We start from the raw sequence: 20845 nt of genomic DNA, 5'->3' as shown, positions 1-20845 counted from the left end.
TACGACTTTAGGATCGCCCCTCACTGTCCTGCCGGACATCTCTCCCCACACGCGGGGAGAGAAACGCTTGGCTCGCTCTCTGTCGCCAAGCCTCAACGCTCGAGATTGGCGATGCTGGCGCCGCGTTTCCCTTCTCCCCGCCTGCGGGGAGAAGGTCGCGGCAACGGGATGAGGGGCCGCCGCCCGTTAAAGCGCCAGCGGACTACTCGCCCCCGCCCAGCGAATGCACGAACACCGCAAGCTGCTTGACCGTGGTGCCGCCGAGGCGCGGCAGCCAGGCGGGCATGACGCCGTGCTTGGGTGCCTTCATCTGGGCGACGATCGCCTGCTCGCCCTCGCCGTTGAGCCACAGTGCGTCGGCGAGATCAGGCGCGCCGAACTCGCGGTTGCCCTTGGCATCGGCACCATGACAGGAGGCGCAATTGGCTTCGAACAGTGCCTTGCCCGACTCGACCATCGAGACGTCCGACGGCGTGCCGGTAAGGCTGACGACGTAGGCCGCCGTCTGCTTGATCTCTTCCGGCTGCAGGATTTCGGCAAAGGACGGCATTTCCGAAACGCGGGTCTCGCCATCGCCAGTGTAGCGAATGCCGTGAGCGATCGTCTGGTAGATCTCCCCGGGCTTGCCGCCCCAGAGCCAGTCGTCGTCGTTGAGGTTCGGGAAGCCGGCGGAACCCGCAGCACCCGAGCCATGGCACTGGGCGCAGTTGACCTTGAAGGCCGATGCGCCGCCGGAAACGGCGAACTGCTGCAGCTGCGGATCGGCAATGATCTGCTCGATCGAGCTCGAGGCGATCTTTTCGAGATTGCCGGCCTGGGCCGCCTTGGCGCTGGCGAGTTCGGCGCTCACCTCGGCGCGGCTCGAATAGCCGAGCACACCCTTGGTCGCGTCCGTCAGAAGCGGCACCGCCGGATAGACGATCATGTAGCCGACCGCCCAGACGATGGTCGCGTAGAAGGTATAGACCCACCAGCGCGGCATCGGGTTGTTCAGTTCGCGGATACCGTCCCACTCGTGGCCGGTGGTCTCGACGCCGCTGATTTCGTCGACGTGTTTGTCCGCCATACTATTAATCCTCCTTCAGGGGGATGGCTGCGGCATCATCGGCGGCCTTCTTGGCGCCGGGCCGGAAGATGAAGCCGACGACGCCCAGGAAGAAGAGCGTCATGGCAAGGAGCGCCCAGCTATCGGCGAACTGGCGCATGGCCGTGTAGGTTTCCATGTGCGTGTCTCCCTTAGCGATAACCGGTGGTGTCGTCGTAGGTGGAGAAGTCGACCAGCGTGCCAAGCATCTGCAGATAGGCGACGAGCGCGTCCATCTCCGTCAGCCGCTGCTGGTTGCCGTCGAAGTCGCCGAGCTTGGCCTTCGGATAGCGCGCCTCGACGCCGGAGGTGTCGGCATTCGGATCAGACTGCGCCTTGATGTCGGCGAGCGCGTTGTCGATCATCTCGTCCGTATAGGGAACACCGACCGCCTTGTTCGCCTTCAGGTTCGCGGCGATGTTGTTCACGTCGAGCGTCGTCTCCTTGAGGAAGGCGTAGCTCGGCATGACCGATTCCGGCACGACCGAGCGCGGCTCGGTCATGTGCTGCACGTGCCATTCGTTGGAATAGCGGTCGCCGACGCGGGCGAGGTCCGGTCCGGTGCGCTTGGAGCCCCACTGGAACGGATGGTCGTACATGGATTCCGCCGCCAGAGAGTAATGACCGTAGCGCTCCACTTCGTCGCGGAACGGCCGGATCATCTGGCTGTGACAGACGTAGCAGCCTTCACGCACATAGATGTCGCGACCGGCGAGCTCCAGCGGCGAATAGGGCCTCATCCCCTCCACCTTCTCGATGGTGTTTTCGAGATAGAAGAGCGGCGCGATTTCCACGATGCCGCCGATGGAGACGACGAGCAGCGAGCCGACGAGCAAGAGGGTGGCGTTGCGTTCAAGGGTCGCGTGTTTGTCGAGAATGGACATGGTCTATGCCCTCCTATTCCGCAGCTTTCAGCGCGGGCTGAGCAGCACCGAAGATCGGAGCTTCGTCACGCACGCGGCCGAGGATGGTCATTGTTACGTTGAAGGCCATGAGCAGAGCCCCGGCGAGGAACAGTGCGCCGCCAAGAGCACGCAGCACGTAGTAGGGAACCATGGCCGCGACCGATTCCGCGAAGGAATAGACGAGGAAGCCCTGGTCGTCGTACTCGCGCCACATCAGGCCCTGCTGGATGCCGGCGACCCACATGACCGCCGCGTAGACGACGATGCCGAGCGTGGCGAACCAGAAGTGCCAGTTGACCATGCGCACGCTATAGAGCCGCTCGCGGTTCCATAGCTTGGGCGTCAGATAGTAGATCGCGCCGAAGGTGATGAGGCCGTTCCAGCCGAGCGCACCCGAATGCACGTGGCCGATCGTCCAGTCGGTGTAGTGGCTGAGCGAGTTGACCGTCTTGATCGACATCATCGGACCTTCGAAGGTCGCCATGCCGTAGAAGGCAACCGCCATCACCATCATGCGGATGATCGGGTCGGTACGGATCTTGTCCCAGGCGCCCGAAAGCGTCATCAGGCCGTTGATCATGCCGCCCCAGGAGGGCATCCACAGCATGACCGAGAAGACCATGCCGAGCGTCTGCGCCCAGTCGGGCAGCGCCGTATAGTGCAGGTGGTGCGGACCCGCCCAGATGTACATGAAGATCAGCGACCAGAAATGGATGATCGACAGGCGGTAGGAATAGACCGGGCGATTGGCCTGCTTGGGGATGAAGTAATACATCATGCCGAGGAAGCCGGCCGTCAGGAAGAAGCCGACGGCGTTATGCCCGTACCACCACTGCGTCAGCGCATCCTGCACGCCGGCAAAGGCCGAGTAGCTCTTCGAGCCGAGGAAGGAGACCGGCACCGCCAGGTTGTTGACGATGTGCAGCATCGCGATCGTGACGATGAAGGCGAGGTAGAACCAGTTGGCCACATAGATATGCGGCTCCTTGCGCGTCAGAAGCGTGCCGAGGAAGGCGATGAGATAGGCGACCCAGACGATCGTCAGCCACAGGTCGACATACCATTCCGGCTCCGCATATTCCTTCGACTGGGTGATGCCGAGCAGGTAGCCGGTGGCCGCCATGATGATGAAGAGCTGGTAGCCCCAGAACACGAACCAGCCGAGATTGCCGCCGAAAAGGCGCGCGCGGCTGGTACGCTGGACGATGTAGAAGGACGTCGCGATCAGCGCGTTGCCGCCGAAGGCGAAAATGACAGCCGAAGTGTGCAGCGGCCGCATGCGGCCGAAGTTGAACCAGGGCTCGATGTTGAGGTCGGGAAAGGCAAGCTGGAGCGCAACCACGACGCCCACGAGAAAGCCGACGACGCCCCAGAAGACGGTGGCGATCACGCCATACTTGACCACCTCGTCGAAATATTCCGACTGCGGCGGTGGTGGTGGCGCCCTGCCGGCGGAAACCGGGCTGAACTCGATGCGTCGCATCAGCATGACAGTGCCGGCGAGGAGCACGAAGAACAGCACCCACATATGGGCTTCAAAGTGCCGGTCCTGCGCAAACCCGGCGCCGACGAGCGCCAGGAAAGCACCGACCCCGAGCAGGATCATCTCGAATGTGTATTTCATGGTTGGGTCCCCAACTTGGTCCGATCGCACGCGACGACACGCCCCAGAACGAGGCGCGCCACCGCAGCTGGCCGGAAAGTGTCAGAATCGGGGCATCCTGGCCTTGATTCAGATCAAGGCTGCACCACCTCGATTGGATCATCCTCGGCAAATAACAGGGAGCGCCGTGGGAGCTGGCGTTTGAAGCCGATGAAAAAGACTTTTGAAGAGGGACGAATCCGGAGCCGGCTGGAACCGCCTCCCCGCGCCGTCCCGGTGGCCGAGCCTTTCGCATGGCTCGCCCGCGCGCACGAGGAGCAGCTTGCGCTCTGCAACTGTCTCGAGGAGATCGCCGACAGTCTGCCTGCAGAAATCGATCGGCAGAAATGCGTCTACGCCGCCAAGGTGCTCGGACCGATGATCCGCGAAATGCATTCCGGCGAGGAAAGCCTGGTCTTCCCGTGGATCGAGCGCACCTTCCGCGGCGACCCGACGCTCGGCGCGACGCTGGAGCGGCTGAAATACGAGCACTGCGAAGACGAGTGCTTCGCCGAAGAACTGACGGAAATGCTGGAACGCCTCGGCGCCGCCGACCAAACGGTCAATGCCGAAACCGCCGGCTACATGCTGCGCGGTTTCTTCACCAGCCTCAGGCGGCACGTCGGCTTCGAACAGGAATGTCTGCGCAGCATCACCTCGCCGGTTGGGTGAACCGGCAGACGGGGCGGTCGGCACGCGGCAAAGTAGGATTGTTCGCGGCCGGTCATCGGCCGCACCAAGTCCCTTTAAGGGCATAGCGCTAGTTTCCCGCTAAACAACGTTAAGGGCGACGAAGCCTGAACGCCTTCACGCTGCTCGCTGTTTTCCAGTCAGGTTCAGTGGTTTCCGGCCGGTTGTCTTCGCGGCGCGATCCCAGAGGAAACCGCCGGAGAAGGCGATGTGTTCCCATCCGACCGAAGGCCGGAGAGAAGTGCATGCGCCGCCTGTTTTCTGGCGCGCGCCCGGCCGGCGATGCTGGCGTGCTCGATAGTAGAGATCGCAGGCAGGAGAATCCTGGCCTGGCGCAGCGTATCAATGATGCCGGCGGCGATCACTGGGCCTTTATCCGTGTCCCGGGCGGCCTCCGCGGCCGCGTCGATCATGGAGGGAACACCTCCGGCGGAAGCTGCCAAGCAACTTGGCCTTGGCCGTTCCACGGTCTATCGCGAAATGCGCCGGTTAGGAATCAGCCGCCCTGCTTAGTGCAACTTCGCTTTTCGACCAAAGCTGCCGGTCGACGATAGCGCTGGGGCATGCCCTGTTTGCTGGCCCAAAAGCTACCGTTTTGGATGACCAAAGGTGCATACAATCTGACTGTAAACGCAACGCCATTCGCGCTATACGCGAAACTGGATCGAGTTTGGGAGCAACGCGATCCCAATCGTTCTGGCGATGCGCGGCAGCGTACGTTAAATCGCTGTAAAATTTCAGTCACCTACTCATTTCTCCTGCGAATTCACAGGTCCACACGGCGCTGATGAACGATGCAGAACGTCATGCGCCAACCGATGAAGGCGATGCCCATGACAACGATCACACGAAGAGCTTTTGTCGGCGGGATCGCCCTGATGCCGTCATTGCGCTTCCCAGGCACTGCGGCCGCCCAGAGCGAAATCACGCCTGACGAGGCACGAAAGATCGCCAAGGAAGCCTATATCTACGGCTTCCCGATGGTGGACAGCTACCGCATCCAATACGCCTATTTCGTCGACGACAAGAACCCGGAATACAAGGCGCCGTGGAACCACCTCAAGAACATCCCCCGCGTCTACACCCCCGCCGATACGGCGATCCAGACGCCCAACTCCGACACGCCCTATTCGATGATCGGCATGGACCTGCGTGCGGAGCCGATGGTCCTCACCGTACCAGTGATCGAGAAGGACCGGTACTTCAGCATCCAGCTCATCGACGCTTATACGTTCAACTTCGACTATGCCGGCAGCCGCACGACCGGCAACGACGGCGGCAGCTTCCTGGTCGCCGGCCCGGGCTGGAAAGGCGAGACGCCTGCGGGCATCAAGAAGGTGTTTCGCGCCGAGACCGATCTCGTTCTCGGGGCCTATCGCACGCAGCTATTCAACCCCGACGACTTAGACAATGTGAAGAAGATCCAGGATCGCTACAAGGCAGAGCCGCTTTCGGCGTTTCTCGGCGGGGCGGCGCCTGCGGCCGCTCCCGCAATCGACTTCACCAAGCCGCTTTCGCCGGACGAAGAGAAGAAGTCGCTGGAGTTCTTCAACATCCTGAATTTCGTCCTGCAGTTCTGCCCGACTAATCCATCCGAGACCGAGTTGATGGCGCGTTTTGCCAAGATCGGGGTTGGTGCAGGCAAGACCATAGACGTTGCGGCGCTCTCGCCGGACATCAAGACCGCCATCGAGCAAGGTATGGCCGACGCCTGGGCCGATCTTGAGGGCTTGAAGAAGCAGATCGACGCCGGAACGGTGACTTCGGGCGACCTCTTCGGCACGCGCGAATACCTGAAGAACAATTATCTCTACCGCATGGCGGCGGCCGTTCTCGGCATTTACGGCAATTCGAAGCAGGAGGCGATGTACCCGGTCTACGCCACTGACGTCGAAGGGCAGAAGCTCGACGGCGCCAACCGCTACACCGTCCATTTCGCCGCCGATAAGATGCCGCCGGTCAACGCCTTCTGGTCGCTGACGATGTATGATCTGCCGGCGAGCCTGCTCGTTGCCAATCCGATCAACCGCTATTTGCTTAACAAGCCGATGCTCCCGCAATTCGTGAAGGATGCCGACGGCGGCTACACCTTCTACGTTCAGAACGAGTCGCCGGGCAAGGACAAGGAGCCGAATTGGCTGCCGGCGCCCAAGGGTCCCTTCTTCGTCGCGATGCGGCTCTATTGGCCGAAAGACGAGGCGCTCAATGGCATGTGGAAGCATCCGCCCATGACCAAGACACCATAGTTTGTTCAGTTCGCCCGCGGGTTCGACGTCGCGATCCCCGGCCGGGTCTTTGGGGTCCTCACTCTCTCTTGATTGGTAGCGCCGGCAATGACGTGTCAGGCCGCGATCGCGCGGCGGCGGTCGGCATGTTCCTGGATCACGAGGATCGCGCCGATGAGCTTGCCGGAGCTGGACATGCATGGCGTCAGCCGGCAACGCACGACGACCGTGCGCGCATCGACGGTCTTGGCGAAGGTATAGTCGACCACCTCGCCCGCAAAACAACGATCGAGATAGGATTTCACCCGCTGCTCGAAGCGCTGGATGCCGATGAACTCGACGATGTGCCGGCCGATCAGATCCATCGGGCGGCTCTCCAGATGGTCGGCATTGCGGGGGTTCGTGTAGAGGTAGCGGTAGTCGGGCGTGATCACCGCGATCCGATCCGGAAAGCTGTCGAGGATCGCCTCGTTGAGCAGGCCTTCATCCGCCCTGCCCTTGCTCGGCTGGGCCGGCAGCCGCTCGAGCTGGAGGTCGGCGAATTTCTCCGCGCCCGTCGCCGCAAAATAGCGGTTGATCAGCGACTGTAGCAATTGCGAGTGCCGGAGCACGCAGGAGATGTCGTCGGCTTCGACGCGCAGGATGTCGATCAGGAACTGGAACTGAAGTCGGGCATCTTCGACGCTCACCGCCTTCTCGTCGTAGACGGATCTGAGGATCGGATCCAATTCGCGATCCAGAATGCCGATCAAATGCTCGTCTGCCGTACGTACGGCATACTGCAGCTGCGAATACTTGAACCAGAACAGCTCAATCAGTGCGTTCAATTCGAAACCCCAATTCCCCCACGGCAGAGCCGCTTCGATGCACTTCAAGACAGGCGTTGATGCTGCAGACACTGATTTTGTTTTGAGGCTTCCCCACCCTTTCCGTGTAAAACCACACCGCTCCGGCCACCCAAAGCGCTTGCAATCTTCCCCTCGCGAGACAACGTTGAGTTTACACTCATTGCGTTAGCGTTCAACAGCAGAAAGAAAAACGTAACCTTTTGAAGCAATTTCGGGACAAAGGGCATGCGCTGCCGCGGACGGACCACGAAGGTGATGCTCGCCGAACCGAAATCGGAACGCGCCGAATTCTCAAGGCTGCCCGGAAGCAAGCTCAAGCGCGATCGTTCGTGCGGAGGGGAATCAGTCCTTGAGGTAGCGCTTGATGTGCCAGCGGTCGTGATACCAGAGCCACTGGCCCGGATACTCGCGCACCCAGCTTTCCACCTTGTCGTTCAGCACCTGCGCCGTGGCGGTGACGTCGACATTGCCGTCGGCCTTGCGGGGAATGGCGATCGCCGGTTCCAGCTCCAGCCGGAAACGGCCGCCCGGCAGCCTTATGCAGCGGGCCGGATAGACTTCGCAGTTGAACTGGCGGACGAGCTTGGCCAGCAGCGGATTGGTCTGCACGTCCTGGCCGAAAAACTTGGTCTTCAGCCCCTTGCGGAACTTCTGGTCGACGAGAACGCCGACGCCCAGGCCCCGTTCGAGCTGGCGGGCGAGTGCGAAGGACGAGCCGGCGTGTGACGGCACCAGATTGCCCATGCGCTCCTCGCGGAACTTGAACACTTTTTCCGCCACGTAAGGGTTGTTCGGCGGCCGGAACAGCACGGTCACGTCGAGGCCGAAGGCGGAGCCGGCGACCGGCAGCATCTCGAAATTGCCGCTGTGCGCGGTGAAGACGATGAAGGGGCGCGGATTGTCGCGAAGCTCGAGGAACAACGGGATGCCCGACACCTCGACACGGCCGGGCGTCGTGCGCTCGGGGTCGAAATCGAACAGACGGTCGAGGAACACGTATTCGGCCGCCATGCGGCCCATGTTGCCCCAGCTCTCAAGCGCGATCGCGTTGATCTCCGCCTCGCTTTTCTCAGGAAAAGCGTTGCGCAGGTTGGTGAGCGTCAGCTTCTGCCGGCTGGTCTTCGGCCCGATGAACCGCAGGGCACGATCCATGAAGCGGATCGCGGCATCGGCCGGAAACATCTTCAGGATCGTCAGCAGCAGGAAAACGAACTGCGCGATCAGCCACTGGCGGGTACGATCCGCCGCCAGCACCAGCCGTGTGATCAGCATGCGCACGTCGATCAATCCATCTTCAGGATGATCTTGCCGAAGATCTGGCGCGATTCCATGCGCTCCAGCGCCCGGTCGATCTGATCGAGGCTGATTTCAGTGTCGATGACCGGATGCACCAGGCCGCGGGCCATCTTCTGCATGGCGTTCGCCATGTTCTCCATGCGGCAGCCGAAGGAGCCGAGCAGCTTCAGCTGCTGCTGGAACAGCATCATCAGGTTCATGTCGGTGGAAACGCCCGAGGTGGAACCGCAGGTGACCAGACGGCCGCCGCGCTTCATGCAGAGCATCGAGCCCGCCCAGGTGTCCTTGCCGACGTGTTCGAACACGACGTCGACGCCCTTCTTCTTGGTGAGCTTGCGCACCACGCCTTCAAAGCGATCGGTGCGGTAGTTGATGACGTGATCGGCGCCGAGCGCCTTGGCCTTCTCGATCTTGTCGTCGGAACCGACGGTGGTGATCACCGTGCAGCCGATCTTCTTGGCAAGCTGGATCGCCGCCGAGCCGATGCCGGAGCCGCCGGCATGGACGAGGATGGTTTCACCCGGCTCAAGCTTGGCATTGTCGAACAGCATGTGCTCGACGGTACCGAAGGTGACCGGAGCAAGCGCTGCAGCGACGGCATCGACACCCGGAGGCGCCGGGACCAGCAGGCGCGCCGGCAGGTTGATCTTTTCCTGCGCGAAGCCGTCGAGATGGAAGCCGTGCACGCCGCCGACATGTTCGCAGAGATTGTCGCGGCCTTCCTTGCACGGACGGCAGAGGCCACAGGTACGCGCGCCATAGATCGATACGAGCTGGCCCGGAAGCACGCTCGAAACGCCCGGACCGATCGCGTCGACCACGCCGGATGCTTCCGCGCCGATGACGAGCGGCATCTTGCGCTTGGCAAAGGCCATGCCGCGCCAGCCCCAGACGTCGATATGGTTGAGCGCAACCGCCTTGACGCGCAGGGTCACCTCGCCCGGGCCGGGCGCTTCCGGTTCCGGAATGTCGGTGATTTCGAGCTTGCGGTCATCGAGCAGTTGCAGGGCGCGCATGGTTCTTCCTCTGCCTTGGCGGCATGTTTGCGTCTTGGATTTTGCAGCGCCGCGCGCCCGACGGGGCGCGAGAAAGGCGCTGCAGCTCTTGAGTTTCCGGCTTAGGCCGGCTCGGCGGTCATGACAAGGCTGGCGTTCTGGCCGCCGAAGCCGAAGGAGTTCGACAGCACCGCAGTCACCTGCTGGCTGCGCTTCACGTTCGGCACCACGTCGAGCACGATCGCCGGATCGGGGTTCTGGTAGTTGATCGTCGGCGGCAGCGTACCGGTCAGCATCGTCTGGATCGAGAACACCGCCTCGACCGCACCGGCGGCCGTCAGCGTGTGGCCGATCATCGACTTGTTGGACGAGACCGGGATCGACGGCAGGCGATCGCCAAAGACGGCCGACATCGACAGATATTCCATCTTGTCGTTCTCGGGCGTCGAGGTGCCATGGGCGTTGATGTAGCCGATACCGTCCTCATTGATGCCGGCGTCGGCAAGGGCTGCGCGGATCGTCGCGATCGCCGGGCCACCGTCCGGCGAGGAGCGCGTGCGGTGGAAGAGATCGGCCTTCTCACCGCAGCCCTTGAGGATGCCGTAGACGCGGGCGCCGCGGGCAACGGCCGCTTCGAGCGATTCCAGCACCAGGGTCGCTGCACCTTCAGCGATGACGAAGCCGTCGCGGTCCTTGGTGAAGGGCTTGGAGGCCTTTTCCGGGGGATCGTTCTGGGTGGAGAGTGCCGAAAGCAGCGCAAAGCGGATCAGTGCCTCGGCGCTGACCGAGCCGTCGGTCGCAACCGTCAGCGCACGATCGGTGCGGCCCTGGCGGATCGCCTCGACGCCGAGCTGGATCGCGGTGGCGCCGGAAGCGCAAGCGGTCGACAGCGTCACCGGCAGGCCGCGCGTGCCGAAGCGATCGGCCAGGCGTTCAGAGATCGAGCCGAAAAGCACGGCTTCGTGGAACACCGGATCGGCCTTCTGGCGCATGGCGGCGAGGAAGCGGTTATAGGCGTCGCCCGGGCGCTCCGATGGCGGCGAACGGTCGGCAAGCTCGAAGCGCGCGCTCCATTCCGGCTCGACCGGCGGGGCGGCCAGGAACAAGGGGCCGTTGAAATCGCCGGAAATGCCGGCCTGCGCCAAAGCTTCCAGCGTCGTTTCGCGCGCCATGGCATAGGAGCGCTCGACGGAATTGGCAGCCGGGATATCGATGAAATCGACCGTGCCGGAAATGCGCGTGTTCAAGCCTTCCGTCGGGAAGCGGGTGATCTTGTGGATGCCCGATACGCCGCCCGAAAGCGCTGCCCAGTTATCTTCGACGCCCTGGCCGAGCGAGGTGATGACGCCCATGCCGGTAATGGCGATGATCGGGCGGCCGAGATGGTCCTTGTAAGCGTTGCTCATGGTCCGCTCCTGTTATTCCGCCGAAAGGACGGCGACGCCTTCGCCGCGCGAATGGCCGATGGTGGTGACCACGGCGCTTTTCGCCGCCGCCGTCATCGGCTTTTCCGCACCGGCGTCAAAGGCCGGCACCTTGGCGCCCTCGCCCAGCGTCAGTGCTGCCAGCGCGAGACCCAGCGGGAACTGCGCTTCGATGCTGTGGCCGACAAGACCGCCATAGGCACGCACCGGCGCACCGGCAAACGTCTTGTCGAGGAACGCCTTCTCGCGCGCCACGAGCTCATGGAAACCGGACGTACCGGAGAACACGACGGTCGAGGCCGCATCAAGCTTTTCCGCAGGCTTGGCGAGGTCGCCAAGACGCGCTTCGAGCTTGCCGCCGTCACGCGCGCCGCGGTCGCCGCCGATCGCGTCGATCGAGGCATAGATGCGGGCGCCGCGGGCTTCGGCATATTCGCGCGATTCCAGCACCAGGAAGGCGCCGACCGAACCAAGGATCATGCCGCCGCCATTGTCAGCCTTGCGCGACCAGATCGGGTGCCAGTCGCCAAGCGCGTGGCCCTGGATCGCTTCGATCAGGAGAATGATGTCGAGACGTTCGGCGGAAAAGGCGCCGCCGACGAGCGTATGGCTCGACTGGCCGGCCTTGATGCGGGCAAAGGCGGTTTCGATCGCCGAGATGCCGGCCGCTTCCTCACCCATGAAGGTGCGCGAAGAACCGGTCACCTTGTGCACGATCGAGATGTTGCCGGCGAGCAGGTTGGAAAGCTGGGCGAGGAACAGCGTCGGGCGCAGTTCCGTCGTCAGCTTTTCGTTGAGGAGCTGTTCGCGATCGTTGCGCTTCAGCGCTTCGTCGACGATCAGCGAGTCGACATTGATGTCGCGCTCGCCGCCGCCGGCAGCGACGATCATGTCCATGCTGCCGCAGGCTTCGAGATTGTCCTTCAGGCCGGCGTCATCGAGCGCCAGGCCGGCGGCGAAGACACCGAGGCGCTGCCAGTTTTCCATCTGGCGCTGGTCGCCACGCTTGGCGATCTGCTGCGACCAGTCGATTTCCGGCAGCGGATGCACCGGATAGGGGCTGAACTTTTCGGTCTCGACCCGCACGGCCGGCGATGTGCCGGCGGTGAGCAGCGCCAGATGTGGCTCGACGCCGACGCCCTGGCTGGTGACGATACCGACGCCGGTAATGACAACGTCGTTTGCGGATTTGCTCATCTTACTTCTCCGAACCGGCTGTTGCCGAAAGAGCCGCCATCAGACCCACTTCCCCGGCCCGCTTGCGTACGATATCGCCGAGCGGAACCTGATCGAACGGCATCGTTCTCAGTTTCAGCTGGGCGTCGCACACCTTCTTGCCGGCCGAGGTGATCTTTGCCTTCGTCACTGCAAAGCCCGAACCCTCATGTTCGAGGAAGGCCTCGATCTCGAGTTCGGCCGAAGGCTCGACGAAGGTGCGCATCTTGGCGCCGTCGACCGACATCAGGAAGGGCATGGCTGCAAAATTGGTGGCGGCCAGCACCAGGAAACCGGAGGCCTGCGCCATGGTCTCGATCAGAAGCACGCCCGGAACCAGCGGATAGCCTGGGAAATGGCCTTCGAACACGGGGCTCTTCTCTGGCACCACGGACCGCGCCGTCAGCCGGCCAGCCGAAAGATCGACCGTTTCGACACGATCGATCATCTGGAAGTATTCAAGGAGCATTGAGGCTCACCCTGTTCGTTTTCGGGCCGTTCGTTTCGGGCTCAAGTAAAAACGCCAATGCCGCCTGTCAAGCGCGGGGCGCGACGGGCGGCATTGGAATTGGTGCGGCAAGGCTCGGGCGAAAGCCCGATCAGCCCTTGGCAGCCCGCAGTTCGTCGATCTTGGCGCAGAGGTTTTTCAGAACGAAGTACTCTTCGGTCGAAACCTTGCCTTCGTTGACTTCCTGCGTCCACTGCTCGAGCGGGATCTTGATGCCGAATTCCTTGTCGATCGCAAACACGATGTCGAGGAAGTCCAGGCTGTCGATGCCGAGATCGTCGATCGTGTGGCTTTCCGGCGTGATCGTCTCGCGATCGATCTCGCTCGTTTCGGCGATGATGTCGGCAACCTTGTCGAATGTAGCTGTCACGCGCATACCTCTTTATTCTATGTCGAGTCTCGGCGATCCTATAGGTAAATGCGCTGCAAAAGCCAATGGCCTAGATGGCAACGGTTTGCAAATTGGAAACCGGTGTTGCCAGAGCGCCGCGCGCCCATGGGCGCGCAAAGGCGCTCTGCCTACCAAGAAGCGCATAAGCCTTGGCGAAACCAGACCTGGTTTTCGCGGTTATGCGCGGCGCCGCGCGCCCCTGGGCGCGCACAAGGCGCTCTGATGCCCACAGTACGGATAAGCGCATCGGTCAGACCGCCACCGAATGCCGGCCACGGCCGTTACCGAGATAGGCATCAAAGGTAGCCGCCACCGAGCGGGCAAAGGGTCGGCCGCGCTCGGTCAGGCGGAAGATGCCGTTCTCGATCGTCGTCAACCCGTCGGCATCGCGCGCCCGAAACAGCCGCGATTCCTCGATCACCGCGCCGGCCAGACCCGGAAATGCCTGCTCGACCTCGTCAAAGGAGAAGGCGAAACGGCACATGATGTCGGCGATCACTTTTGCCCTCAGCCGGTCGTCCGGCGTGAAGCGGTAGCCGCGAACCGCGGCCAGCCCCGTCCCTTCCACATGACGCAGATATTCACCGGTTGCCGGCATGTTCTGGACATAACCTTGACGAAACTGGCCGATCGCCGAGGCGCCGAGGCCAACAAGCGTTTCCGCGGCATCGTCCGTATAGCCCTGGAAATTGCGACGGAGACGCCCTTCCCGGCTGGCACGCGCCAAGCTGTCTCCGGGCTTTGCGAAATGATCGATGCCGATGGCTTCGTAGCCCGCCGCAACCAGCATCTCGCCGGCGCGGGTCATCTGGCCAAAGCGCTCGACAATGCCGGGAAGGCTCTCGTCCGGGATCATCTTCTGATGCGTCTTCATCCACGGCACATGCGCATAGCCGAAGAGCGCAACGCGATCCGGAACAAGCGTCAGCACCGCCTCTATCGTGCGCTCCAGCGACTGGAGGCTCTGATAGGGCAAACCGTAGAGAACGTCGCAATTGACCGAGTGGACGCCCCTCGCCCGGGATGCCTCGATCGCACCGCGCGTCTGCTCAAAGGTCTGGATGCGATTGATCGCCTTCTGCACCTCAGGATCGAAATCCTGGATGCCAAAGCTCGCCCGTGTCATGCCGATCACGGCCAGCGCATCATGGCGCGCCTCATCGAGGTCGTTCGGATCCATCTCGACACTGATCTCGCAATCGGGCGTGAAGGTGAAGTGATCGGTGAAGGTGCGCTTGAGCGCGATCATGTCATCCGGCCGGACGAGCGTCGGCGAGCCGCCGCCGAAATGCAGCGCCGTCACCTTGGCCTCGCGGCTCACCCGTCCGCCGACTTCTGCAACCTCGCGGTGCAGGCCTCTGAGATAGGTCGCCACGGGCTCATAGCGCAGTGTCTGCTTGGTGTGGCAAGCGCAGAACCAACAGAGCCGGTCGCAATAGGGCACATGGGCATAGAGCGAAATCGCCTCCCCCGCGCCGATCGCATCGAGCCAGCTTTCATAATCCGCTGTGCCCACCGTCTCGGAAAAATGCGGGGCCGTCGGGTAGCTGGTGTAGCGCGGCACAGGGCCTGAATATTTGAGGATGAGCGCGTCTTCCATCGGTCTCTCCGCTGTCATGACGATGGCATAGGACGAATGGGCAAACGTGCCTTTGATTTTGATCAAGTTGTCGAATTAACACGTTAAAATTGACAATGCGCAATTCAACATGAGACATTGTTTCGCGCTTTCGAAATTAGCACCTGTCAACTCTTGATTTAACGACCTGCATCCTCTTTGGTCATCCTGCTGCATGTTTCCTTTGAAGGATAAACATGCAGCACTTCAAAGTGCTACAGCGACCTTTGTGCGTCAGACGAGACGCGCGGCGCTGTAAGAGCAACGACATGCAGGTAGAAAGAATTGCAGATCGTGAACGAACATCGCCGCAAGGATATCCATAACTCGGACATTCCGACCGTCTGCGCAGCCTGCGAGGCCCGTCATGGCGGCGTTTGCGGAACGCTCACCCCGGATCAGCTTCTCGACCTCTCCCGCCACTCGACACGCCGCAGCATCGAGCCGGGCCGCGAGGTCGTCGGCCAGGGCGAGACGACGGACAGCTACGCCAACATCATCAGCGGTGTCGTCAAGCTCAGCAAGGTTCTGGCTGACGGACGCCAGCAGATCGTCGGCCTGCAGTTCGCGCCCGATTTCATGGGCCGCCCCTTCACCCGCGAAAGCGCGCTGACGGCGGAAGCCGCCGTCAACACCGACATCTGCGCCTTCCCGCGCAATGTCATCGAGCGGCTCGTTTCCGAGGCGCCGGGGCTGGAACACCGACTGCACGAGCAGGCGCTGAAGGAGCTCGACGAGGCGCGCGACTGGATGCTGACGCTCGGCCGCAAGACCGCTCAGGAGAAGGTGGCGAGCTTCCTCTACATCATTGCGACCCATATCGATCCCGAACAGGGGACCGCGAACGAATTCGACCTGCCGCTTTCGCGCGCCGACATCGCCGACTATCTGGGCCTGACGATCGAAACCGTCAGCCGGCAGATCACCAAGCTGCGCAAGGAAAACGTCATCCGCATCGAAAACAGCCGCCACGTCACCGTGCCGAGCCTCGAGCGGCTGATGCGTGTCGGCGGGATCGACTGAGCCGCGCTCAGCGGTGGCTGCGAAGACGCTCGCAGATTTGCGGTGTTACACCGAATTTCCCAGCAGCGAAATTTGCCCCTCACCCTACCCCTCTCCCCGCAGGCGGAGAGAGGGAACGTCGCCTGCGGTTAGCCCCCCCGAAGGAGGCCGCCGATGATGAAGCGGAAACAGCGCCACAGGTCCCTTTTCCCCGCCTGCGGGGAGAAGGTCCCGGCAGGGGGATGAGGGGCAGCTCCGATCAGCGCGCGATCACGATGCGCGTGTTCTTCAACCCATGCTCGCGCGTCAGCGCGAAGAACTCGGCGGCGTTGTTCGGATGCAGCCGCACGCAGCCATGCGATGCCGGGCGGCCGAGGCGCTTGATGTCATAGGTGGCATGAATGGCGTAACCGCCATTGAAGAACACCGCATAGGGCATCGGCGCGTCGTCGTATTTGCTCGAGCGATGGTAGCGTGAGAGCCATTTGGCCCTCCAGCTGCCGCGCGGCGTGACATAGCCCCTGCGGGCGGTAGACACCTTCCAGCGATACATGACGACGCCGTTCTGTTTGACGGTCATGGTCTGCGACGACAGGCTGATATTGGCAATGAGATTGGCGGCGTTCGCCGGCTGAACGGAAAACTGCATCAATGCGGCAACGAGCACAGTCAAAAACGCATTCCGCATGCTTCTCTCTCCGGGATGACGAACACTTACCGGTGGAACCAAACGTCCGAAGAGAATAACCGGCCGAGTATGAAGCAATCTTAATACATATGGAAAGCAAAGTCTTAATGCGAAGCTCGGATTCGCAAGACGGGAGCTGCCGAAACGATCAAATCATCGCGACGGCAAGAACAAAAACGGTCATTACCGTGCAGGCGCCATAGAACACGGCGATGCCGGCATCGATATCTTCGCTCGTCGCCACCGCACGGCCCGGACCATTGATCATCGGCTCGCTGACCTTGACGCCGCCATAGATGCGCGGGCCGGCAAGCTGCAGATCGAGCGCCCCTGCCATCGCCGCTTCCGGCCAGCCGGAATTCGGCGAGCGGTGCAGGCCGTGATCACGAAGGGCTGCCGTCAACGCATCCTTGGCGGCGCGCGTGCCACGGTGGATCAGCGCGCCAGCGGCGATCAGCAGGATCGAGAGCCGTGCTGCCGGCAGGTTGGCAAGATCGTCGAGCCGCGCCGAAGCCCAGCCGAAGTGCAGATATTTCGGCGATTTGTGGCCGATCATCGAGTCGGCCGTGTTCAGCATCTTGTAGGCGAGCAGACCGGGCAGACCGGCGATCGCATACCAGAAGGCCGGCGCCACGACGCCGTCGGAGAAGTTTTCGGCGAGGCTTTCGATCGCCGCGCGGCAGACCGCCGGTTCGTTGAGCGTCTTCGGATCGCGGCCGACGATCATCGAAACGGCCGCCCGCCCGCCTTCGAGCCCCCCTTGCCGCAAGCCCTCGGCAACGCGGCGCACATGATCGGCAAGGCTCTTCTGCGCCAGGAAAACCGCGACCAGCGCCGCCTCCAGCAGGAAGCCGACCGGACCGAGAGCGGCGAACAAGCGGTGCAGCAGGTGGCCGAACCAGGCGCTGACGGCAAGCAGCAGCACGATGGTGACAACGCCACGAAACCTGGCCGCGCCGTCCTCCAGATTCTCGCGGTTCAACCTGTCATCGAGGAAGCCGATCGCCTTGCCGAAGAAGACGACCGGATGCGGCAGACGCGCCCAGAGCCAGTCCGGGTCACCGACGACGCGGTCGATCACCAGCGCCAGCGCGAGGATGAGAAGGATGGTCTCCGACATTCAGAGCTCCATCCGCGCAAGCGCATCCGCCAGTCGCCGGTCACCCACCGCATCCGGTGCCAGACCGATCCTCAGCCACTCCGGCGCATAGTCGAACTTGCGCGTGAGGATATGCGCCTCGCAGAGCCGCTGCTGCAACAGAGCGGCCCTCGGATGCTCGACCAGCACGAAGAGCCCTGTTCCACCGATCCGCTTGAGCCCTGCTCCATCAAGCGCCGTATCGAGGCCGGCTCGCCGCTCGAGGATACCGGCCGCAATCGCCCTGGTGTCGCCCTGCATCAACGCTTTCGAGATGGTCAGCGCCGGGCCGGAGACGGCCCAGGGACCGAGCCAATCGGCAAAGGACGCAAGCACAGGCTCCGTCGCGACGACGAAGCCGAGGCGCAGACCGGCGAGCCCGAAGAACTTGCCGAAGGAGCGGAAGACGATGAGGTTGCCTTCATCGCGCACATGGCCGGCGACGCTCAACTCCGGCTCAAGATCGCCGAAGGCTTCGTCAACCAGCAGCAGCCCGCCGTTTGCCTTCTGCCTCGCCGCCATCGCCAGAAGTTCGGCGGACGCGAAGGCACGGCCAGTCGGGTTGTTGGGGTTTACCACGATGACCAGGGCATGCTCGGCGCTGAGCGCAGCGGCATCTTCGACGCGATCGACGGCAAAGCCGGCTGCCGACAGCACACGGGCATATTCGCCATAGGTCGGCCCGAAGATCGCGACGCGCCTGTTCGCCGGCACCTTCCCGTTTTCATTTATGAGACGCGGCAAAAGCTGGATCGCCGACTGGGTGCCCGGCACCGGAAACGGCAGCACGCCATTGGTGCGGTAATAATCTGCCGCTGCCAGGCGTGCGTCATCCACCGTCTGCCGATCCGGCAGCCGGTGCCACGCGCGTTCCGGCACCGCCGGCACGGCGACGGGGCAAGGATTGATACCGGTCGAAAGATCGAGCCAGTCTTCGAAGCGGCCGCCAAAGCGGGCTGCGGCTTCGGTGATGCCGCCACCGTGAACGATCGGTGCGCTCATGGCGCGCCTGCGATGTCGATGAGATGCATGAAGGAGCCGGCGACATTGCCGCGCCTGAGGCCCGCGTGGCCGAGATCTTCGCCCGCAGCGTCGCTCACCGAAAACAAGCGTTCGGCCGCGCCTTCGGCAACGATGGTCGCATAGTGGAATTCGTGCGCCGTCATGGGTCCATCGAAGAAGGCGTTGTCGACAGGCACGACACGGCGATAGCCGAGGTGCCGCCTGCGCTCGGCAAAACTGGTCGTCAGCGGCAGCAGGCCGAGCATGTCGTAGCGTGCGCCATCAGCGGCGACAAGCCCTTCGCCGAGCACCATGTAGCCGCCGCATTCGCCGAAGATCCGGGCGCCGCGTTCCGCCGCGGATTGCATGCCGGTACGGAAGGTTGAAGCAGCACTTAAGTGCCCCGCATGCAGCTCCGGATAACCGCCCGGCAGATAGACGGCGTCGGCCGAAGGATCCGGCGCTTCGTCGGCGAGCGGCGAGAAGAACGAGATTTCGGCGCCGCCCCGCTGCCAGTCGAACAACAGATGCTCGTAAGAGAAGGCAAAGGCGATATCGCGCGCCACGGCGATGCGTTGCCCGAGCGGCCGGAACCGCTCGATCCTCGTGACCGACCCGTGCGGAAAGATCGTCGCAGCGCGGCCGACGGCATCGAGGTCGCAGTTCGCCTCCACGCGTTCGGCAGCAGCCCCGATGAAACCTTCGAGCGCCCCATGCTCGCCCGCCTGCACGAGGCCGAGATGGCGCTCCGGCAGTTGCAGCGCACTGTCCTGCCGCAAGACACCGAAAACCGGCATGCTCACCCGCTCCAGCGCATCGCGCAGCATCATCTCGTGCCGGTCACTGCCGACCTTGTTGAGGATGACGCCAACCACCCGAATATCGTCGCGATGGTCCGCATAACCGCGAACGAGTGCGGCGACCGAATGGGACAGGCGGGCGCAATCGACAACGAGGATGACGGCGAGATCGAGCGTCGCTGCGAGATCGGCGGGCGAACCGGAGCCGTCGGCGGCGCCGTCATGCAGGCCCATCATCGCCTCGACGATCAGCGTGCGGCCACCGGTCGTGGCATGCGAAGCGTTCGCAAGCAGCAGTTCCGGCCGCATTGCCCAGGGGTCGAAGTTGAAACAGGGCTCGCCGGTCGCGGCCGCATGGAAGGCGGGATCGATATAGTCAGGTCCCGCCTTGCCGGGCGCAATCGCAACACCGCGCTTCTTCAGCGCCCGCATCAGCCCGAGCGTCACCGTCGTCTTGCCCGAGCCCGACGACGGTGCGGCGATCAGCAGTCCGCTCATGCCGGGTTCCTGAGAATGCGGTTGGCGAAGGGGTCGGCCGAGAGCTTGCGGCCATCAAGCGCACCGATCCAGTCGAGCGCTGCCCGGAGCCGCACCACCTCGCCGACGACGACAATCGCCGGCGGCTCGAGCCCTGCCGCCTCGACATCGGCCTCGGCGCGCGAAAGCGTCGTTTCGAGCACCGTCTGGTTCGCCGTCGCCGCATTGCAGACAAAGGCGACCGGCTCGTCCGGCGAACGGCCGCCGGCAATGAGGTTGGCGGTGATCGCGCCGATATGTTTCATCGCCATGTACATGACGATCACGGGCGAGCCGCTGGCGATGCCCTGCCAGTTGATGCGATCGGGCACCAGGCCGGAGGAATCGTGGCCGGTGAGGAAGGTGACGGCGTGGTTGACCTCACGATGGGTAACGGGAATGCCGGCATAGGCGAGGCCGCCGATGCCGGCGGTGATTCCAGGCACGATGCGGAACGGGATCTGGTGCTCGACCAGCGTCAGCGCCTCCTCGCCGCCGCGGCCGAAGACGAAGGGATCGCCCCCCTTCAGCCGCAGCACCCGGTTGCCGGCGCGCGCAAGCTCGACCAACCGCAGCGAGATGTCGCGCTGCTTCGGCGACGGCTTGCCGCCACGTTTTCCCGCAAACTCAAGCACGGCGCCCGGTCTGGCGAGCTTCAGGCAATCCTCGTTGACCAGCGCATCATGCACGATCACATCCGCCTGGCGCAGCGCATTGGCCGCATGCAGCGTCAAAAGGCCCGGGTCTCCCGGACCGGCGCCGACGAGCCAGACCGAACCTTTCTCGAGCGCCGGCAATCCGGCAAAGAGGTCGTCGATCATGCGTGCTGCCTCACCTGTATACCGGCTCCACCTGACG

Annotated in this window: 21 protein-coding genes and 1 pseudogene; 4 read left to right on the top strand and 18 right to left on the bottom strand. The window is 63.1% G+C overall.

Annotation, left to right across the window (positions count from 1 at the left end):
* Nucleotides 1-202: 202 nt before the first annotated feature.
* The 4 genes from ccoP to ccoN are packed head-to-tail and all read right to left on the bottom strand — an operon-like array spanning nucleotide 203 to nucleotide 3613.
* Nucleotides 203-1066 carry a cytochrome-c oxidase, cbb3-type subunit III gene (gene ccoP / locus ASE60_RS25680; RefSeq protein WP_057254228.1) on the bottom strand — a complete coding sequence of 288 codons (864 nt, stop codon included), beginning with the start codon at nucleotides 1064-1066 and terminating at the stop codon, nucleotides 203-205.
* A 4-nt stretch (nucleotides 1067-1070) separates the two neighbouring features.
* Nucleotides 1071-1223 carry a CcoQ/FixQ family Cbb3-type cytochrome c oxidase assembly chaperone gene (locus ASE60_RS25675; RefSeq protein ID WP_057254226.1) on the bottom strand — a complete coding sequence of 51 codons (153 nt, stop codon included), beginning with the start codon at nucleotides 1221-1223 and terminating at the stop codon, nucleotides 1071-1073.
* Nucleotides 1224-1236: 13 nt separating this feature from the next.
* The gene (ccoO, locus tag ASE60_RS25670; RefSeq protein WP_057254225.1) at nucleotides 1237-1968 is read right to left on the bottom strand and encodes a cytochrome-c oxidase, cbb3-type subunit II; all 732 of its coding nucleotides are present in this window, start codon (nucleotides 1966-1968) and stop codon (nucleotides 1237-1239) included.
* Nucleotides 1969-1981: 13 nt separating this feature from the next.
* Nucleotides 1982-3613 carry a cytochrome-c oxidase, cbb3-type subunit I gene (gene ccoN / locus ASE60_RS25665; RefSeq protein ID WP_057254223.1) on the bottom strand — a complete coding sequence of 544 codons (1632 nt, stop codon included), beginning with the start codon at nucleotides 3611-3613 and terminating at the stop codon, nucleotides 1982-1984.
* Between the two features lie 189 nt (nucleotides 3614-3802).
* Between ccoN and ASE60_RS25660 the strand changes: the two genes are divergently transcribed.
* A complete protein-coding gene (locus ASE60_RS25660) occupies nucleotides 3803-4303 on the top strand; it encodes a hemerythrin domain-containing protein (protein ID WP_057254471.1) in 501 nt (166 codons plus the stop codon).
* 164 nt (nucleotides 4304-4467) lie between these two features.
* Here the strand turns inward: ASE60_RS25660 and ASE60_RS25655 are convergent, their stop codons facing one another.
* The gene (locus ASE60_RS25655; RefSeq protein WP_057254220.1) at nucleotides 4468-4734 is read right to left on the bottom strand and encodes a DUF4158 domain-containing protein; all 267 of its coding nucleotides are present in this window, start codon (nucleotides 4732-4734) and stop codon (nucleotides 4468-4470) included.
* A gap of 13 nt (nucleotides 4735-4747) precedes the next feature.
* Between ASE60_RS25655 and ASE60_RS36240 the strand changes: the two are divergent.
* Nucleotides 4748-4834: pseudogene (locus ASE60_RS36240) on the top strand (helix-turn-helix domain-containing protein); the annotation flags it as partial.
* Nucleotides 4835-5199: 365 nt separating this feature from the next.
* Nucleotides 5200-6567, top strand: coding sequence for a DUF1254 domain-containing protein (locus ASE60_RS25650; protein WP_244495713.1), 1368 nt, complete (start codon nucleotides 5200-5202; stop codon nucleotides 6565-6567).
* Between the two features lie 95 nt (nucleotides 6568-6662).
* Here ASE60_RS25650 and ASE60_RS25645 read toward each other — a convergent pair whose 3' ends face one another.
* From ASE60_RS25645 to hemN, 8 genes are all read right to left on the bottom strand, one after another.
* Nucleotides 6663-7373, bottom strand: coding sequence for a PAS domain-containing protein (locus ASE60_RS25645; protein WP_057254468.1), 711 nt, complete (start codon nucleotides 7371-7373; stop codon nucleotides 6663-6665).
* A 363-nt stretch (nucleotides 7374-7736) separates the two neighbouring features.
* On the bottom strand, nucleotides 7737-8666 hold the full coding sequence (locus ASE60_RS25640; protein WP_057254466.1) for a lipid A biosynthesis lauroyl acyltransferase: 930 nt from the start codon (nucleotides 8664-8666) through the stop codon (nucleotides 7737-7739).
* A gap of 11 nt (nucleotides 8667-8677) precedes the next feature.
* Complete coding sequence (locus tag ASE60_RS25635) at nucleotides 8678-9706, bottom strand: zinc-binding dehydrogenase (RefSeq protein WP_057254218.1); 1029 nt, start codon at nucleotides 9704-9706, stop codon at nucleotides 8678-8680.
* 101 nt (nucleotides 9707-9807) lie between these two features.
* On the bottom strand, nucleotides 9808-11091 hold the full coding sequence (locus ASE60_RS25630) for a beta-ketoacyl-ACP synthase (RefSeq protein ID WP_057254216.1): 1284 nt from the start codon (nucleotides 11089-11091) through the stop codon (nucleotides 9808-9810).
* 12 nt (nucleotides 11092-11103) lie between these two features.
* Nucleotides 11104-12306, bottom strand: a complete 1203-nt coding sequence (locus ASE60_RS25625) for a beta-ketoacyl-ACP synthase (RefSeq protein ID WP_057254214.1) — start codon at nucleotides 12304-12306, stop codon at nucleotides 11104-11106.
* A 1-nt stretch (nucleotide 12307) separates the two neighbouring features.
* On the bottom strand, nucleotides 12308-12793 hold the full coding sequence (locus ASE60_RS25620) for a 3-hydroxyacyl-ACP dehydratase FabZ family protein (protein ID WP_057254213.1): 486 nt from the start codon (nucleotides 12791-12793) through the stop codon (nucleotides 12308-12310).
* A gap of 130 nt (nucleotides 12794-12923) precedes the next feature.
* Nucleotides 12924-13208, bottom strand: coding sequence for an acyl carrier protein (locus ASE60_RS25615; RefSeq protein ID WP_089044188.1), 285 nt, complete (start codon nucleotides 13206-13208; stop codon nucleotides 12924-12926).
* Nucleotides 13209-13473: 265 nt separating this feature from the next.
* A complete protein-coding gene (hemN, locus tag ASE60_RS25610; RefSeq protein ID WP_057254211.1) occupies nucleotides 13474-14823 on the bottom strand; it encodes an oxygen-independent coproporphyrinogen III oxidase in 1350 nt (449 codons plus the stop codon).
* A gap of 303 nt (nucleotides 14824-15126) precedes the next feature.
* On the opposite strand from hemN, the gene ASE60_RS25605 reads away from it, so the two are divergent.
* Entirely contained in the window at nucleotides 15127-15864 is a 738-nt protein-coding gene (locus tag ASE60_RS25605; RefSeq protein ID WP_057254209.1) for a Crp/Fnr family transcriptional regulator, read from the top strand.
* Nucleotides 15865-16102: 238 nt separating this feature from the next.
* On the opposite strand, the gene ASE60_RS25600 is transcribed toward ASE60_RS25605, so the two are convergent.
* The 5 genes from ASE60_RS25600 to cobA all read right to left on the bottom strand — a co-directional run bounded on the left by ASE60_RS25600 (nucleotide 16103) and on the right by cobA (nucleotide 20808).
* The gene (locus ASE60_RS25600; RefSeq protein WP_057254207.1) at nucleotides 16103-16531 is read right to left on the bottom strand and encodes a L,D-transpeptidase; all 429 of its coding nucleotides are present in this window, start codon (nucleotides 16529-16531) and stop codon (nucleotides 16103-16105) included.
* 148 nt (nucleotides 16532-16679) lie between these two features.
* On the bottom strand, nucleotides 16680-17651 hold the full coding sequence (gene cbiB, locus ASE60_RS25595; protein ID WP_057254204.1) for an adenosylcobinamide-phosphate synthase CbiB: 972 nt from the start codon (nucleotides 17649-17651) through the stop codon (nucleotides 16680-16682).
* Complete coding sequence (gene cobD, locus ASE60_RS25590) at nucleotides 17652-18671, bottom strand: threonine-phosphate decarboxylase CobD (RefSeq protein WP_057254202.1); 1020 nt, start codon at nucleotides 18669-18671, stop codon at nucleotides 17652-17654.
* Nucleotides 18668-19969, bottom strand: a complete 1302-nt coding sequence (locus ASE60_RS25585; protein WP_057254199.1) for a cobyrinate a,c-diamide synthase — start codon at nucleotides 19967-19969, stop codon at nucleotides 18668-18670. The genes cobD and ASE60_RS25585 overlap by 4 nt, the downstream gene beginning before the upstream one ends.
* A complete protein-coding gene (gene cobA / locus ASE60_RS25580; RefSeq protein ID WP_057254198.1) occupies nucleotides 19966-20808 on the bottom strand; it encodes a uroporphyrinogen-III C-methyltransferase in 843 nt (280 codons plus the stop codon). Before cobA ends, ASE60_RS25585 begins: the two co-directional genes overlap by 4 nt.
* Nucleotides 20809-20845 lie beyond the last annotated feature (37 nt).

This window comes from Ensifer sp. Root278, assembly GCF_001429285.1.
Taxonomy (GTDB): domain Bacteria; phylum Pseudomonadota; class Alphaproteobacteria; order Rhizobiales; family Rhizobiaceae; genus Ensifer.
This window is presented reverse-complemented; position numbering and strand designations above follow the sequence as displayed.

Bases quoted from the DNA above. Each gene is read 5' to 3' on its own strand.
- ccoP (WP_057254228.1), bottom strand. From the start codon at position 1,066: ATGGCGGACAAACACGTCGACGAAATCAGCGGCGTCGAGACCACCGGC.
- ASE60_RS25675 (WP_057254226.1), bottom strand. From the start codon at position 1,223: ATGGAAACCTACACGGCCATGCGCCAGTTCGCCGATAGCTGGGCGCTC.
- ccoO (WP_057254225.1), bottom strand. From the start codon at position 1,968: ATGTCCATTCTCGACAAACACGCGACCCTTGAACGCAACGCCACCCTC.
- ccoN (WP_057254223.1), bottom strand. From the start codon at position 3,613: ATGAAATACACATTCGAGATGATCCTGCTCGGGGTCGGTGCTTTCCTG.
- ASE60_RS25660 (WP_057254471.1), top strand. From the start codon at position 3,803: ATGAAAAAGACTTTTGAAGAGGGACGAATCCGGAGCCGGCTGGAACCG.
- ASE60_RS25655 (WP_057254220.1), bottom strand. From the start codon at position 4,734: ATGATCGACGCGGCCGCGGAGGCCGCCCGGGACACGGATAAAGGCCCA.
- ASE60_RS25650 (WP_244495713.1), top strand. From the start codon at position 5,200: ATGCCGTCATTGCGCTTCCCAGGCACTGCGGCCGCCCAGAGCGAAATC.
- ASE60_RS25640 (WP_057254466.1), bottom strand. From the start codon at position 8,666: ATGCTGATCACACGGCTGGTGCTGGCGGCGGATCGTACCCGCCAGTGG.
- ASE60_RS25635 (WP_057254218.1), bottom strand. From the start codon at position 9,706: ATGCGCGCCCTGCAACTGCTCGATGACCGCAAGCTCGAAATCACCGAC.
- ASE60_RS25630 (WP_057254216.1), bottom strand. From the start codon at position 11,091: ATGAGCAACGCTTACAAGGACCATCTCGGCCGCCCGATCATCGCCATT.
- ASE60_RS25625 (WP_057254214.1), bottom strand. From the start codon at position 12,306: ATGAGCAAATCCGCAAACGACGTTGTCATTACCGGCGTCGGTATCGTC.
- ASE60_RS25620 (WP_057254213.1), bottom strand. From the start codon at position 12,793: ATGCTCCTTGAATACTTCCAGATGATCGATCGTGTCGAAACGGTCGAT.
- ASE60_RS25615 (WP_089044188.1), bottom strand. From the start codon at position 13,208: ATGCGCGTGACAGCTACATTCGACAAGGTTGCCGACATCATCGCCGAA.
- hemN (WP_057254211.1), bottom strand. From the start codon at position 14,823: ATGGAAGACGCGCTCATCCTCAAATATTCAGGCCCTGTGCCGCGCTAC.
- ASE60_RS25600 (WP_057254207.1), bottom strand. From the start codon at position 16,531: ATGCGGAATGCGTTTTTGACTGTGCTCGTTGCCGCATTGATGCAGTTT.
- cbiB (WP_057254204.1), bottom strand. From the start codon at position 17,651: ATGTCGGAGACCATCCTTCTCATCCTCGCGCTGGCGCTGGTGATCGAC.
- cobD (WP_057254202.1), bottom strand. From the start codon at position 18,671: ATGAGCGCACCGATCGTTCACGGTGGCGGCATCACCGAAGCCGCAGCC.
- ASE60_RS25585 (WP_057254199.1), bottom strand. From the start codon at position 19,969: ATGAGCGGACTGCTGATCGCCGCACCGTCGTCGGGCTCGGGCAAGACG.
- cobA (WP_057254198.1), bottom strand. From the start codon at position 20,808: ATGATCGACGACCTCTTTGCCGGATTGCCGGCGCTCGAGAAAGGTTCG.